At 63.1% G+C, this 14,455-nt stretch carries 13 protein-coding genes; 3 read left to right on the top strand and 10 right to left on the bottom strand.

What is annotated here, in order from left to right; translation table 11 throughout:
* Positions 1-27: 27 nt before the first annotated feature.
* Positions 28-1,545 (bottom strand): 5-carboxymethyl-2-hydroxymuconate semialdehyde dehydrogenase, encoded by a 1,518-nt coding sequence (hpaE, locus tag ASD02_RS18860; protein WP_057220703.1) that lies wholly within the window; start codon positions 1,543-1,545, stop codon positions 28-30.
* A gap of 68 nt (positions 1,546-1,613) precedes the next feature.
* Positions 1,614-2,006, bottom strand: a complete 393-nt coding sequence (locus ASD02_RS18855; RefSeq protein WP_057214605.1) for a 5-carboxymethyl-2-hydroxymuconate Delta-isomerase — start codon at positions 2,004-2,006, stop codon at positions 1,614-1,616.
* 133 nt (positions 2,007-2,139) lie between these two features.
* Here ASD02_RS18855 and hpaR point away from each other — a divergent pair, with 133 nt between their 5' ends.
* Positions 2,140-2,610 (top strand): homoprotocatechuate degradation operon regulator HpaR, encoded by a 471-nt coding sequence (gene hpaR / locus ASD02_RS18850; RefSeq protein WP_057207367.1) that lies wholly within the window; start codon positions 2,140-2,142, stop codon positions 2,608-2,610.
* 17 nt (positions 2,611-2,627) lie between these two features.
* On the opposite strand, the gene ASD02_RS18845 is transcribed toward hpaR, so the two are convergent.
* From ASD02_RS18845 to ASD02_RS18820, 6 genes are read right to left on the bottom strand one after another with little or no spacing between them, the layout of a single operon-like run.
* The gene (locus tag ASD02_RS18845; protein WP_057220702.1) at positions 2,628-3,641 is read right to left on the bottom strand and encodes a phosphotransferase; all 1,014 of its coding nucleotides are present in this window, start codon (positions 3,639-3,641) and stop codon (positions 2,628-2,630) included.
* A 7-nt stretch (positions 3,642-3,648) separates the two neighbouring features.
* A complete protein-coding gene (locus tag ASD02_RS18840) occupies positions 3,649-4,932 on the bottom strand; it encodes an aminotransferase class III-fold pyridoxal phosphate-dependent enzyme (protein WP_057214599.1) in 1,284 nt (427 codons plus the stop codon).
* A gap of 1 nt (position 4,933) precedes the next feature.
* A complete protein-coding gene (locus ASD02_RS18835) occupies positions 4,934-6,292 on the bottom strand; it encodes an aspartate aminotransferase family protein (protein WP_057214597.1) in 1,359 nt (452 codons plus the stop codon).
* An 18-nt stretch (positions 6,293-6,310) separates the two neighbouring features.
* A complete protein-coding gene (locus ASD02_RS18830; RefSeq protein ID WP_057220701.1) occupies positions 6,311-6,958 on the bottom strand; it encodes an HAD-IA family hydrolase in 648 nt (215 codons plus the stop codon).
* Positions 6,955-8,208, bottom strand: a complete 1,254-nt coding sequence (locus ASD02_RS18825) for a Tm-1-like ATP-binding domain-containing protein (RefSeq protein ID WP_057207362.1) — start codon at positions 8,206-8,208, stop codon at positions 6,955-6,957. The genes ASD02_RS18830 and ASD02_RS18825 overlap by 4 nt, the downstream gene beginning before the upstream one ends.
* Complete coding sequence (locus tag ASD02_RS18820) at positions 8,208-8,990, bottom strand: IclR family transcriptional regulator (RefSeq protein ID WP_057214592.1); 783 nt, start codon at positions 8,988-8,990, stop codon at positions 8,208-8,210. Before ASD02_RS18820 ends, ASD02_RS18825 begins: the two co-directional genes overlap by 1 nt.
* A 307-nt stretch (positions 8,991-9,297) precedes the next feature.
* On the opposite strand from ASD02_RS18820, the gene ASD02_RS18815 reads away from it, so the two are divergent.
* On the top strand, positions 9,298-10,749 hold the full coding sequence (locus tag ASD02_RS18815) for an APC family permease (RefSeq protein ID WP_057214589.1): 1,452 nt from the start codon (positions 9,298-9,300) through the stop codon (positions 10,747-10,749).
* A 59-nt stretch (positions 10,750-10,808) separates the two neighbouring features.
* Positions 10,809-12,287, top strand: coding sequence for an aldehyde dehydrogenase (locus ASD02_RS18810; RefSeq protein WP_057220700.1), 1,479 nt, complete (start codon positions 10,809-10,811; stop codon positions 12,285-12,287).
* Positions 12,288-12,363: 76 nt separating this feature from the next.
* Here the strand turns inward: ASD02_RS18810 and ASD02_RS18805 are convergent, their stop codons facing one another.
* Both ASD02_RS18805 and ASD02_RS18800 read right to left on the bottom strand, forming a co-directional pair.
* Positions 12,364-12,876 (bottom strand): flavin reductase, encoded by a 513-nt coding sequence (locus ASD02_RS18805; protein WP_057220733.1) that lies wholly within the window; start codon positions 12,874-12,876, stop codon positions 12,364-12,366.
* A gap of 10 nt (positions 12,877-12,886) precedes the next feature.
* The gene (locus tag ASD02_RS18800) at positions 12,887-14,449 is read right to left on the bottom strand and encodes a 4-hydroxyphenylacetate 3-hydroxylase N-terminal domain-containing protein (protein WP_057220699.1); all 1,563 of its coding nucleotides are present in this window, start codon (positions 14,447-14,449) and stop codon (positions 12,887-12,889) included.
* Positions 14,450-14,455: the final 6 nt, after the last annotated feature.

Genomic DNA, 14,455 nt, shown 5'->3' with positions numbered 1-14,455 from the left:
TTGGGCGGCGCGGTTCGTGTCTCGCGCTCAGCCGCCGAGCTTGGCGATCGCATGCGCCGAGCTGGCAAACGCGATGTTCTTGGTTTCCATGTAAAAGTCGAACGACCAGTCGCCGCCGTCGCGGCCGATACCCGAGCTTTTGACGCCGCCGAAGGGCGTCGGCAGATGACGGACATTCTCCGAATTGACCCAGATCATCCCCGCCTCGAGATGATCGGTGAAGCGGAAGGCGCGCGTGATGTCGGAGGTCCAGAGGTAGCCGGTGAGGCCGTATTGAATGTCGTTGGCGAGCGCTAGCGCCTCCGCCTCGTCCTTGAACGGAATGGCGGTCAGGACGGGCCCGAAAATCTCCTCCTGCGCGATCCGCATGGAATTCTTGGCGCCGGTAAAGAGCGTCGGCTGGACGTAGCGGCCGCCACCAGGACCGTCGAACCTTGCGCCGCCGGCGGCAACCGTCGCACCTTCTTCCTGGCCGATGCCGATGTATTCGAGCACCTTCTTTTCATGCTCCGGGTGGATCAGCGGCCCGACCACGGTTTCCGGATCGAGCGGATGACCGATCCTGATGCGCTTGGCCTTCTCGGCAACCAGCGCGGTAAAGCTGTTGTAGATGCTGTCTTCCACCAGCAGCCGAGAAGAGGAGGTGCAGCGTTCACCGTTCAGCGAATAGATCATGAAGACCGCGGCGTCAGCGGCGCGCTCCAGATCGGCGTCGGCAAAGACGATGACCGGGTTCTTGCCGCCGAGCTCGAAATGCACCCGCTTCAGCGTGTCGGCGCCCTGTTTCATGATCAGCGATCCCGTCCGGCTTTCGCCGACGAAGCCGATGGCCTTGATGGCAGGGTGCTCGGTCAGCGCCTTGCCGGCGTCCTCGCCAAAGCCGTTGACCAGGTTCCAGACACCCTTGGGTAGACCGGCTTCCTCGGCGATCTCGACGAGCAGGCGGGCCGTCAGCGGCGAGAACTCCGCCGGCTTGTGGACGATGGTGCAGCCGGCCGCCAGCGCGGGCGCTATCTTCCACGTCGACAGCATGAACGGCGTGTTCCAGGGCGTGATGATGCCGACCGGGCCGATCGGCACGCGCGTGGTCATGTTGATCTGGCCCTCGGCGCGAAGCACCTTGCCGTCGCGGGCCTCGGGCGCCCGATCGGCAAAGAAGCGAAAGTTCTCCGCACCACGCAGAGCTGCCTTGGCCATGAACTTGAGCGACTGTCCGGTGTCCATGCATTCGACGAAGGCTATCTCCTCGGCGCGCGCGACGATGGCATCGGCGATCTTGTGGAGAAGTTTTTTGCGAGCGTCGCCCGACATGGCGGCCCAGGCCGGGAAGGCCTCCTTTGCGGCGCGGGCGGCGCGGTCGACATCGGCTGCTTTGCCGCGTGAGACGGTGGCAAGCGGCTTGAGGTCGACCGGCGAGATCGTCTCGAAGCTGTCGCCGTCCAGCGCCGGCACGGCTTCGCCATTGATGTGGTTCGAGACGCCGTCCGCGCGGAAGCGAGCGAGATAGGCGTCCGCCTTCTTGATGTTCTCGTCGAGTTTGGACATTGCATTCTCCAATCGTGGTGCGCGGCTGTTCGTGCGGGCGCAGAAACGTCTTGCCGACTTCTGTCGGGTCAGGTGCCCTTCTTTCGAAGGCGCGGGTGGATTGCGTTCTTCTTCCAGCTGAGATCCGGGTCGATTTCGCGGATCTCCAGGCTGAGGGCGAAATGGGGTGTGTCGAAAAGGCTGGCGAGTTCTTCAGTGACGGCGCCGAAGATGGCCGCTCCGGTTGCCTGCTTTTCGGAGTCCGAGCGACCCCGGCCGACGCGGAACGACATGTCGATGAAGCTGTTCTCCGGCATGAGATCGGCAATGGCATAATGGCTGCTGCTGATGGTACGGACGCGGACGGCGCCGGTTTCGAAGAGACCGGTGCCGAGAATGGTCTTGTGGATCGTGCGGCACAGGCGGTCGAAGTCGACGCGCGCGTCGAGATTGGCGGAATGTTCGATCGTGAAGTGCGGCATTTCCCGTCCCCCGTGTCTCTCTGTTTATTAATTAACACGTTAACAATATGCCGTTCCGTGTCAAGCGACTTTCGCTGTCGCCCGAAGCTCGCCGGCAATTGCAGAAAGGTGAAAAATCGCCCATAGATCGCGCATGAGCCGTGCGAAAACCCCGATCGAGCTTGGGCCCGACGCCCTTCTTCCCCACAATACGCGTCGGTCGCTGCCGATCGCGCTTCTGCGCGCGCGCGAGGCCGTGATGGGGCATTTCCGGCCGATGCTGGCACGTCACGAAATCACCGAGCAGCAGTGGCGCGTCATCCGGATCCTCGCAGAATCCGGCAAGGTCGATGCATCCGAGATGGCCGACAAGGCCTTCATTTTGGCGCCGAGCCTCACGCGTATCATCCGCTCGCTCGAGGAGCGCGGACTGATCACCAAGCACAAGGACGCCGACGACGGTCGCCGCGTGCTGCTCGAGATCGCGCCCGCTGGCATGCGGGTCATTGCCGATGTCAGCCCGGAAAGCCGGGCGATCTACGACCAGCTTGAAGCGCGCTACGGCCGCGAACGCGTCGAGGTGCTGCTCGACATGCTGGACGAACTCGCAATGCTCGGCGATTGAACGGGCACCTGCAGACCTCATGCGAGGACCGGTAGCGCTTGCGCCAAGAGCAACGCCTCATCCGCGTAACGACGCACACGCGCCTCCGCGTCCGGAAGTTCCGGGCGCGCGGCAAACCAGCCGATATAGGTGAGGCTACGAAGCGCCATGAAGATCGGCAGCGCCGAAAGTGCCGGATCCGTCAATGGGCGCTTGCTTCTGTATCCTTCGATCAACGCCCTTTCGATCGCCTCGTAGGCCGGTTCATTGCGGTTCTTCAGGAGCGCCGTCGCGATATCGAACAGGCGAAAGCCGAAGCCCGCGTCGTCGAAATCGATGAACGCCACGCCGTCGTCACAAACCAGCACGTTCTCGCGCACGAGGTCGGCATGGACGAGGCCGTAGTCGAACTCGCCCGCAGGCACGTTTTCCAGAATGCTCCGAAGCCGATCGCGCAGAATGCCGAGGCCACACCTCTGCTCGACCGACAGGCCCTCGCAATCCCAGAAGCGGCCCCAGACCGGCCTTTCGCCAAGCAGGCCCGCGATGTCCCAGGCAGGACGTTTGAAGCCTGATGGCGCCGACCAGCGATCGGCAAGGTTGTGCATGTCGGCCATCATGGCCCCAAGCGCATGAAACAGGACGATCTGCCTCTCACCGCTATGCGCGAGCGGAACGCCGCTTTCACCGAGCGGCGAGCCGTCCAGCCAGCTGACGATATCGGCATGCTGTGCGCCAAAATCATCGGTCGGGTCGAGATGCACGAGAAGACGGCCGTCCGGTGTCGCAATCGCGCTAGGCACCGCAAGGCCGCCGTCGCGCAAGGCTGTCATCCACTGCAGTTCGGAGCGCAGCGCGGCGTCGTCGTGATAACCCGGTCGGTGCAGTCTGAGCGCAGCCGGCTCGCCGTCGGCGAGGGTGACCCGGAACACGGCGTTCTCCCGATATTTCAGCAGCTCGGGCCGCACGTCGGCAAGTCCCCAGTGGGTTATGGCCTCCAGTGCGCGGGCCTCGAGTGCTAGCAGCAGATGTTGTGGCAGATGCTCGGCCATGGCGCGTTCACAAGCCTGAAAGCACGTCGTCGAGGGTCGAAAGCATCAGGTCGGCGTTCTCCTTGGAGAACGGCATCGGCGGGCGGATCTTTGTCGCGCATTGATGGATGCCGAGCTTGCCCATCAGCACGCCACGCTCGCGCATGTCGTTGATGACCTTGGTGGCGAGTTCGGCGGCCGGCGTCTTGTTACCCCGGTCGAGCACGAGTTCCGCTCCGAAGAACAAGCCGCTGCCGCGCACGTCGCCGATGATGGCGTGCTTGTGCCTGAGCCGGTCGATGCCGGCCTTGGAATAGGCGCCGACCTCGCGGGCATTATCTACAAGCTTTTCATCCTCGATGACGTCGAGCACGGCCATCGCCGCGGCACAGGACACCGGATTGCCGCCGAAGGTGTTGAAGTAGCGGAACGCCTTGCGGAACGTGTTCAGCGCATCGCTGCCGGCAACGACGCCGCCGATCGGATGGCCGTTGCCCATCGGCTTGCCTAGCGTGACGATGTCGGGGGTGATGCCGGCCTTCTGGTGGCCCCACATGTGCCCGCCCGTGCGGCCGAAACCGGGCTGGACCTCGTCGGCAATCACCACGCCGCCGGCTTTCCGCACGGCCGCAACGGTCCTGTCGAGGAAGCCCTCAGGCAGATCGGGGAAGCCCTCATTGGCGAAGAACGGGTCGATGATCAGCGCGGAAAAACCAAACGGGCTTTTCTGCAGCTCGGCGATCGCCTTTTCCACTTCGGCCGCAAACGCGATCGAAAAGGCTTCGCCGGAAACGCCGCCGAGTAGCCGGTAGCTATCCGGTGCCGGCACGTGGCGCACATGGCCGCCGAAGCCGCCGACCGGCGGCATCCGGGTGGAAAGCTGCGAAACGGAGGCAGTGTTGCCGTGATAGGTGTGATCGGTGGCGATGACCCCGGTTTTTCCGGTCACCGCCTGAGCCATGCGCAGGGCAATGTCGTTGGCCTCGCTGCCGGTGCAGGTCAGGATCGCTGTGTCTAGACTAGGATCGAACGTCGCGGTCAGTCGTTCGACATAGTCGAGGATACCCTCGTGCAGGTAGCGCGTGTGGGTGTTCAGCGTCGATGCCTGCCGGGCGATTGCCTCGACCACGTGCGGATGGCAATGGCCGACATGCGGCACATTGTTGTAGCAGTCGAGATAGCGTCTGCCGTCGGCGTCAAAGAGCCAGACGCCTTCTCCCCGCACGATGTGCACCGGGTCGCTGTAGAACAGCGACATGTTCTTGCCGAGCAGCCGGTCGCGGCGTGCCAGCAACGCTGCGGTGTCGCTCATGTCATTTGCCTCCGGCAGCACTCAGGCCGGCGTCGAGCGCCGAAAGAATGCGCGTGACATCCTCGGCAGTGATCACGAGTGGCGGCGACAGGATCACATTCGGGCCGGAGGTTCGGACCATGACGCCGGCCTCGTAGGCTGCGTCCTGGACCTTCTGGATCACATCCTTGGCGGCGGGCGACTTCTTTTCGCGATCCGACACGAGTTCGAGCGCGCACATCAGGCCCTTGCCGCGCACATCGCCGATGAGCTCGTGGTTGGCCTTCAGAGCTTGCAGGCCGGCCATCAACTCCTCGCCGCGCGCGCCCGCATTGGCCGCCACATCAAGGCGTTTTGTTTCCTTGAGGGTTGCAAGGGCGGCAGCCGCACCGACCGGGTGACCGGAATAGGTGTAGCCATGGCCGATCGAACCGGCAGCCGTCCTGTTGGTCTCGAAAGCCTCGGCAACCTTGTCCGAGATCATCACCGCGCCGAAGGGATAATAACCGTTGGTGATGGCCTTGGCCGTCGACATCAGGTCCGGCTTGACACCCCAAAGACGCGAACCGGTCCAGGCGCCGGTGCGGCCGAAGGCGGTGATCACCTCGTCAGCAATCAGCAGGATGCCGTGGCGATCGCAGATCTCGCGCATTAGCGGCATGAAGGTTTCGTGCGGGACGATCACGCCGCCAGCACCGAGAACCGGTTCCATGATCAGCGCGGCGATGGTGTCGGCCCCCTGGAAGGCGATCTCGTCTTCGAAGAGGCGGGCAATGCCCCTGGCGATCTCGGCGCCGTCCGGCGTCGCGAACGGATTGCGGTAGGTATAGGGGGCGGGAAGGTGGAAGACGCCCGGCAGCAGCGGCTCGTAGTTGCGGCGGAAATTAGAGTTGCCATTGACCGACGCGCCGCCGAAATGCGTGCCGTGGTAGCCCTTCTTCAGCGCGACGAATTTGGTGCGCTCCGGCTGGCCGTTGAGCTTGTGGTACTGGCGGGCGAGGCGAAGGCAGGTCTCGACCGAGTCCGAGCCGCCCGAGGTGAAGAACGAGCGGCTGAGGCCATCCTCCTTGAACCATTCGGCAAGTTCATAGGAAAGCTCGATCAGCGGCGAGTTGGTGGTGCCGCGGAAGGTCGAATAATAGGGCAGGTCGTCGAGCTGATCGCGGATCGCCTTCTTCACCGGCTCGCAGGAATAACCGAGATTGACGTTCCACAAGCCGCCGACCGCATCGAGTACCTTCTTGCCGTGGATGTCGACGATCTCCACGCCCTCGCCGGCATTGATGATGCGCGGCGGCGTCGCGTGCATTTCGGCGGGGTGTGCCATCGGATGCCACAGGTGGCGGGCGTTGTTCTCGATGAGGAAATTGGTTTCGCGCATGTCTTGCTCCTGGTCAGTTCAAATGCCGAGCATCCGGAGGGCTCTGGCGTAGCTTTCGGCGGGTCTGGTGACATCGAAGTGCACGTTGGGCAGGGACACTGCCTCGGCGCCCTCAATGTTCTTTTTTTGGTCGTCGACGAAGACGCAGGCCTCTCGCGGCAGGCCGAGCTCGGAAAGTGCGAGTTCGTAGGCCCGCGGGTCCGGTTTCAGGATGCCGGTGTAGGTGGCATCGACGATGACGTCGAAAAGCTGGATCAGCGGGAAGCGCTTGCGAAACTCGACCCCGTAGAAAAGATCGAGCTCGTTGGAAAGAATGGCGAGCCTGATACCGGCGTCCTTGGCCTGTAGGATCGCATCGCGCGCTTCCGGGCGCAGCACCAGTTCCGGCTCGGCGCCGCGCGCGCGCTGGACGAAGGTCTTCATATCCGTCCAGTCTTCACCGACGAGGTGCCCGACTTCGCGGGTGCGCTCCGTCCAATAGTCGCGCTCGGTGATCTCGCGCCTCTGCATCGACACCCAGAGTGGATCGGTGGCGGTGTCGAACGGCCCCCGCCAGGTCAGGCTGCCGGGGGCAAGGCCGAGCGCGCGCTCGGTGACATCGTGGGTTTCAAACAGCGTGCGTGTAACGACGCCGCCGAAGTCGAGGATGAGAGCGCGATCCGTCACGGGCGGCCTCCCGGGATCACGCCGCGGGCGATCCAGTCGTCGAAGATGGCGAGCGCCTTTGCCGAAAACTCCGGTGCGTTGATGTGGCTGTCGATTTCATGAAGGCTGACGGAGGAGGGGACGGCGCGGCGCATCTCGTCGATGAAGGCGTCGAGCGCTTCAGGTTCGTGCAGCGGTTCCTCCGGCTTGTCCCATTCCTGGATGCCCTTGAGCGGCAGGATGAAGGCGACTTCGGCGCGGGTGTCGGCGAGCTTGCCGCCGATGATGCGGGCGATCTCGCGCCGGTCTTCAGGCGATGTCGTCACCGAACCGAGCAGCCGGTTATGCGCATGGTAGGGCCGGTCGGCGAAAGCAGCAGGCAATGCCTGCCAGGCGGGCAGGTCGACCATATCGACTGCTCCCGGTGCGACAAGCTGCGGAATTCCGACGCGGCCGGCATTTTCCAACCGGTCGGGGCCGGAGGTGACGACGGTGCCGTGATGATGGTTGCTGACTTCCTGGATGCAAAAGTCGAAGACGGCCGTAAAGCCGTTCTGTGCGGCAATCGCTTCGAAGGCGCGGCCGCCCATGCCGGTTGCGTGAAACACCGCGACATCATAGCCGCGCCGTTCCAGTTCGGGCTTCAGGTATTTCATATATTTGAGGCAGCTCGACCCCAGCGAGGTCATGCCGATCAGCGGGCGGTCCTTGTCCGGCTTGGTGCCGAAGCGGGCGGCCCCAACGACGGCGCCACAGGCTTGCGAAAGCACCGATCGGCAAATGCCGTTGAGGCCGTAAAGCCCGCCGGCCCAAAGGATCATCATCAGATCGGGCGCGATGCGCTCGGGCGGGAGCAGGTGCGAATAGGCGATCGTCGAGACGACGAACTTCGGCACGCCGAGCGGCAGGGCCGCCGCGACATCGAGCGCCAGATCCGTGCCCATCGAGCCGCCGAGAATGATGACGCCATCGGCCTGCCCGGCATCGTAGAGGGTGCGGGTGAGGGCCGCCGCCCCTTTGGCCATCAGTTCCATCGCGCTGTTTTCGTCGCCGCTCGCCGCAATCGCTGCGATCGAGGTGCCGGCCGCATCGGCGATATCGTGGCGCGAATATTCCGGGGCATAGGGTGGGTCACCGAGGATGCTGACATCCATCATGACAGGCAGGCCGCCGGCTTCCCGGATGACGGAGGCCATGAATTGAAGTTCTTCGCATTTGGTGTCACCCGTTCCGACGACGAGGATGTTGGGTAGACGGTTCATCGCATTCATCAGCCGGCCCTCCTTGCCAGCGGATTGGCAGTCACCTGCTCCAACCCAAAGAATTTCTCCGAAATGCGTTTGGCGATCGCTGCCGTTGCCGGTCCGAGTTGCTCGATCGTGTCGGCATTGGCGCGGACCTGCGGTGCGGCAACGGCAATCGCGCCGATCGGCACGCTGTTCGGCGCACGGATCGGCGCGGCGACACTGATGACGCCGCTCTCAAGTCCCTGCTGGCTGATCGAATAGCCGCGGTGGACGGTCTCCGCGAGCAGGCGGAGAAGTTCCGTTTTCGACGTGATCGTGTGTTCGGTGAAGGCTTCAAGGGGCATGGACAGTGCATCTTCGACCTGCCTTGGCGGGCAGAAGGCAAGGAAGGCGTGGCCGGACGCGGTCGCATGGAACGGCAGCGCGCTGCCGATATCGACGATTACCCTATGGGCGCGCGGCGAATCCTCCACGTGGACGGTCGAAAGTCGGCCGGCGACGAATTCCGAGAGATGCACGGTCTCGCCTGATGTGCTGGCAAGCTCTTTTACGAATGGAATGGCGAGCGTGAGAAAGGGGAACCGTGCTTCCCGGATGCGGGCAAGCCGGACCGGCGCGCCGCCGATGCGATAGCGTTTGGTGTCCGGATCCTGTTCGACGAAACCATGTTTTTCAAGCTCGACGAGAAAGCGTCGCGCCGTCGCCTTGTCGAGCACGCAATGCCTGGCGATGTCGCTCAAGCCCACTTCCCTGTCCAGTCGCGAGATCGCGTCCAACAGGGTCAGTGCCTTACCGATGGTGCTCATCCAGTCCTCCGTCGTTGAGCGCCGCCGCCAGTGATCCCGATGCCTGTTCCCTTGATTCCCAGGCGGTTTGGCCGCCCGTATCGCGTTTTTATCCAGCCGAGATACTTAACATGCGAAATAACTTGACAGGTCGCCGTGGCATTTGCAAGTCTATATTTGAAGCAACGGTTTGAATATTGAACCGATTAATGCGCGCGACCAAGAACAAAAAGCAACACGGTCAGCAGCAGCTTCGCGGAGGATGCCTTTGGAGAGATGGACCTGAGGCGAAGGCAAATAGTGCCAAGAAAAGGGGAGCTAAGAAGCTATGGACAATCAATCGTCGCCCGCAACCGGCGCCAACCAGTTGCGCAGGAATGCGCTCGGGGTCGGTGCCGTCACATTTCTCGTGGTATCGGCCGCCGCGCCGCTGACGGCGGTCGCCGGCGGCGTGCCGCTGGCAATGCTGCTCGGCAACGGCGCCGGCATTCCCGGCACGTTTCTGCTGGTCACGCTGATCCTTCTGATGTTTTCGATCGGCTACGTCGCCATGGCGCGGCATATCCGCAACGCCGGCGCCTTCTACGCCTATACCGCGCAGGGGCTCGGCGGGTTGATGGGCGGTGCCGCCGCGATGATTGCGATCCTCGCCTATAACGCGATGCAGATCGGTGTCTTCGGTCTGTTCGGCGCGGCGACCGCGGGCCTTTTCGCCGGGCTCGGCATCGACCTGCCCTGGTGGGTCTGGACCTTTATCGGCATCGCCATCGTCGGTGTTCTCGGCTACCGCCGCGTCGACCTGTCAGCGAAAGTGCTGACGGTGCTGGTCATCCTCGAATATCTGGTCGTGCTTGTCATCGACGTCGCAATCATCGCCAAGGGCGGCGACAGCGGCCTGACAATGACGTCGTTTACGCCTTCGGCGCTCATGTCAGGCTCACCGTCGATCGGCATCCTGTTCTGCTTTGCCGCCTTCATCGGCTTCGAGGCGACGACGATCTACAGCGAGGAAGCCCGCGACCCGCACCGGACCGTGCCGCGCGCGACCTATATCTCCGTGCTGATCATCGGCGTCTTCTACATGCTGACATCCTGGCTGATGGTCAATGCGGCCGGTGCCGACAAGCTGGTGCCGGAATTGCAGGGCCTTGCCGATCCGACAACCTTCCTCTTCGGCCTGGCGGAACGTTATGCCGGAGGCTGGCTGCCGCCGATCATGAATGTACTCTTCGTCACCAGCCTGTTTGCCGGCGTGTTGGCGTTTCACAATGGTGTCGCCCGCTATCTCTACGTCGCTGGCCGCGAGCGCCTGTTGCCGGCTTCGATCGGCGTCACCCATCCGGTCTACCATAGCCCGCACGCCGGCTCGGTCATCCAGACGATTACAGCTGTGCTTGTCGTTGCGCTGTTTGCGGCAACCGGACAGGATCCGGTGCTGGCGCTGTTTTCCTGGCTGACCAATGTCGGCACGCTGGCCGTGATGGTGCTGATGGCGTTTACCGCCTTTGCCATCGTCGCATTCTTCAATCGCAATCCGGGATTGGAATCGAACACCCTGGTGACCAAGATCATCCCGGTCATCACAGGCATCATCCTGATTGCAGTGATCATCGCCATTGCGATCAACTTCGGCGACCTCGCCGGCGCCACCGGTCTGCTTGCGGTCTTGCTGCCCGGACTTGTCGTTATCGCCGGCGTCATCGGGCTTGGCTTGGCAGCGATGCTCAAATCGGGCCGTCCGCTCGAATTTGCCCGGCTTGGCGCCGGCCAGGAGATCTGATCCGATAGGGGCGGCCGAGCGATCGGCCGCTCTTCCGCCTGACACATGGAACGGGAAACATGCAGGAAAAAATCGACCAGTTGCGCCGCAATGTGGTGCCGTCGCAAAAGCTTTTCATCGGCGGCAATTGGCGCGACGCACAGTCCGGCAGGACGCTGGATGTCATTTCCCCGATCGATGGCACGCGCCTCACGACCATCGCCGATGCTGATGTCGACGACGTCGATGCCGCTGCGCGTGCCGCCCGGGCGGCCTTTGAGAAGGGCACATGGTCGAGGGCTGCACCGGCGGAGCGCAAGAAGGTGCTTCTGCGCATAGCCGAACTCATCGAGAAAAATGCTCTCGAACTTGCCGTTCTCGGCGTACGTGACAATGGCACCGAAATTTCGATGGCGCTGAAGGCTGAGCCAGGCAGCGCCGCCGGTACCTTTCGCTACTATGCCGAGGCGATCGACAAGGTCTACGGCGAGATCGCGCCGACCGCTGATAACGTACTCGGGCTCGTTCATCGCGAACCCGTCGGTGCTGTCGCCGCTATCGTTCCCTGGAACTTTCCGCTGATGATTGGCGCCTGGAAGATCGCGCCGGCGCTCGCGGCCGGCAATTCGGTCATTCTGAAGCCTGCAGAGGGCGCGTCACTGACTTTGCTGCGGCTCGCCGGACTTTGCGCCGAAGCCGGCCTGCCTGAGGGCGTGTTGAATGTCGTGACGGGAAGGGGATCAGTCACCGGCGAGGCGATCGGCCTCCATGCCGATATCGACGTGCTGGCCTTTACCGGTTCGGGAAGCGTCGGTCGGCGGCTGCTGGAGTATTCGGCGCGATCCAACCTCAAGCGCGTCTATCTGGAGCTAGGCGGCAAGTCGCCCAACATCGTCTTTGCCGATGCCCCGGATCTCGATCAGGCGGCGAAAATCTCAGCCTATGGCATCTTCCGCAACTCCGGCCAGGTCTGTGTCGCCGGCTCGCGCCTGCTGGTGGAGCGATCGATCCACGAGACCTTTGCCGAAAAGGTTGCGGCGATCGCAGCAAACATGAAGGTCGGCGATCCGCTGCTGCTGACAACCGAGGCCGGTGCGATCTCCAGCGAAATCCAGCTTAAGAAGAATCTCGGTTTCGCCGAGCAAGCGATAGCCGAGGGCGCGCGGCTGAGGGCCGGCGGAAAACGCATCCTCGAGGAAACGGGCGGCTTCTACATGCGGCCGACGATTTTTGACGTCGATCCGGGCATGACGCTCGCCAGAGAAGAAGTCTTTGGGCCGATCCTTTCGATCATCCCCTTCGACGATGAAGCCGACGCGCTCCGCATCGCCAATGGCACCGAATACGGGCTTGCGTCGGCCGTGTGGACCGCGAACCTGTCGCGGGCGCATCGCATGGTGCGCTCTATTCGGGCCGGCGTCGTGAACGTCAACACCTATGGCGGCGCCGACAATACGGTGCCGCTTGGCGGAGTGAAGCAGTCGGGCAATGGCCACGACAAGTCACTGCACGCGCTCGACAAATACACCGACCTCAAGACCGCCTGGATCCAGCTCTGAGGGCAGCGAATAATCGCCACCAAACGAAACGGGCCGGAGTTGAACACCGGCCCGTTCGTTTTTGTATTTCGGTATTCTACCCGCTGAAACTGCCGAGCTGTGTCGGCACGTGCACGTAGTTGCGATCGAAGTAGAGGAGCGCGTTGCCGTCGCTGCGCGATCTTATGCCGACGACGCGGCCGATCAGGATGTGGTGGGTGCCGAGCAATCTTGCTTCCGCCAGTTCGCAATCGAGCGAGACGATCGCATCCTTCACAGCGAGACTTCCCGACTGCATCTCGACCCAGTCGGCGGCGGCATAGCGGGTTGCCATGTCCCGTGTCGCGCCGGCGAAATGGCCGGCGAGCTCGGTGTGGTCGTGGCTGAGCACATTGACGCAGAAGCGGCGGTTGTCGATGAACAGGCCGCATTGCGTCGAGTTCCGGTTCATGCAGACGAGCAGGCTCGGCGGGTCGTCGGTCACCGAGCACATCGCCGTTGCAGTGAACCCGCCGCGCCCGGCGGGTCCATTGGTGGTGACGACATTGACGGGCGCACAGACCCGCGCCATCGCGTTGCGGAATTCGGTCTTCGAGATCGCCGTTTCCATGGCAATCGCCTCACTCGGCCGCATTGCGGATCGGCGTCTCGGCGCCAATTGGCGGCAGCCAGGTGTCGCCGGTCCAGCCATGCTGGTCGTAGTCGCTCATGCAGGTGTCGACGAGGGCTTCCATCTCCTTCAGGCGTCCGCCGCGCTCGGCGCCCTTCAGCACCTGCAGGCGGACTTCTTCAGGCGCGCCGGCATAGTTGAGTTCATAGAGCGCATGGCGCCCGCCGAACTCGGTGCCGGTCGCGTCCCACAGCAGCTTCATGATCTTGATGCGCTCGATATGGCCCCTGTCGTTGGAGCCGCGGACAAATTGCGCGAGGTAGCGATCGATCTCGCCATTGCCGAAATCCTTGACCGACGACGGCAGGTAGATGAGGCCGGAGGCGATAACCCGGCGAATGGTGTCGACCACTCGCGGATAGGCTTCCGACATGAACGTTCGATAAGAGAGTGCGGCTTCGAAATTGGGCAGAACGGCGCCATCCGCCCACGGGATGGGGTTGTAGGCCATGGCATTGGAAAAGCTCCAGAACATGTGCCGAAGCGCGATGACCTCGCCAAGGGCTGCCTGGTTGCCGCGAAACGCGTCGCCGCCGGTTGCCCGCAGCGCTTTGGCCAGCAGGCCGGCGAGGAAGTCGAGCTTGACGGCAAAGCGGGTGCAACCCTGGAAGCAGTAGCCGTGCATGAAGCCCGATGCCGGATGAAACGAAAGGATCTTGGCGGCATCGCGCAGCACGAGCACGTCCTCCCAGGGCACGAAGACATTGTCGAGCACAAGGATGGCGTCGTTTTCGTCGAAGCGCGACGACAGCGGATAGTCGAAGGGGTGGCCGACGGTGTTGGCCGTCTGTTCGTAGGAAACCCGGCAGAACATCTTGATCCCCGGCGCATTCATCGGGACGATGAACATCACCGAGAGCGACGGATCCTCGGTCACGGTCGCCGAGCTCTGGGCAAGGAAATTATAGTGTGTCAGCGCCGACGACGTCGCCACCACCTTGGCGCCGGAGACATAGATGCCGGCATCGGTTTCCTTGGTGATATGAACGAACACGTCTTTCACCGCATCGGCAGGTTTATGCCGGTCGATCGGCGGGTTGACGATCGCGTGGTTCATGAACAGCGCCGCTTCCTGGGCGCGCTTGTGCCAGGCGAGCGCATTGTCCTTGAAGGGTCCGTACCACGAGGCGTTGGCACCAAGCGTGTTCATCAGCGCCGCCTTGTAATCGGCCGTGCGTCCCATCCAGCCGTAGGACATGCGCGCCCATTCGGCGATGGCGCCCTGCTGGGCAACGAGGTCGGCAGACGATCGGGCGACGCGGAAATATTTGTGGGTGTAGCCGCCGGAGCCGGTGTCGGTGGGGGCGGTCAGGGCCTCTTTCCTCGCCGGGTCGTGCAGCGCATCGTAGAGCCTGGCCAGCGATCGGGCCGAATTGCGCATGGCCGGGTGCGTTGTCACATCCTGGATGCGCTCACCGTTGATATAGACCTCGCGACCGTCACGCAGGCTTTCGAGATATTCGGCCCCGGTAAACGGGCGCGCCTTGTCGGCGCGAAAGTCCTCGGCTCTCATGGTTCT

Source organism: Ensifer sp. Root1252 (genome assembly GCF_001425885.1).
GTDB lineage: Bacteria > Pseudomonadota > Alphaproteobacteria > Rhizobiales > Rhizobiaceae > Ensifer > Ensifer canadensis.
This window is presented reverse-complemented; position numbering and strand designations above follow the sequence as displayed.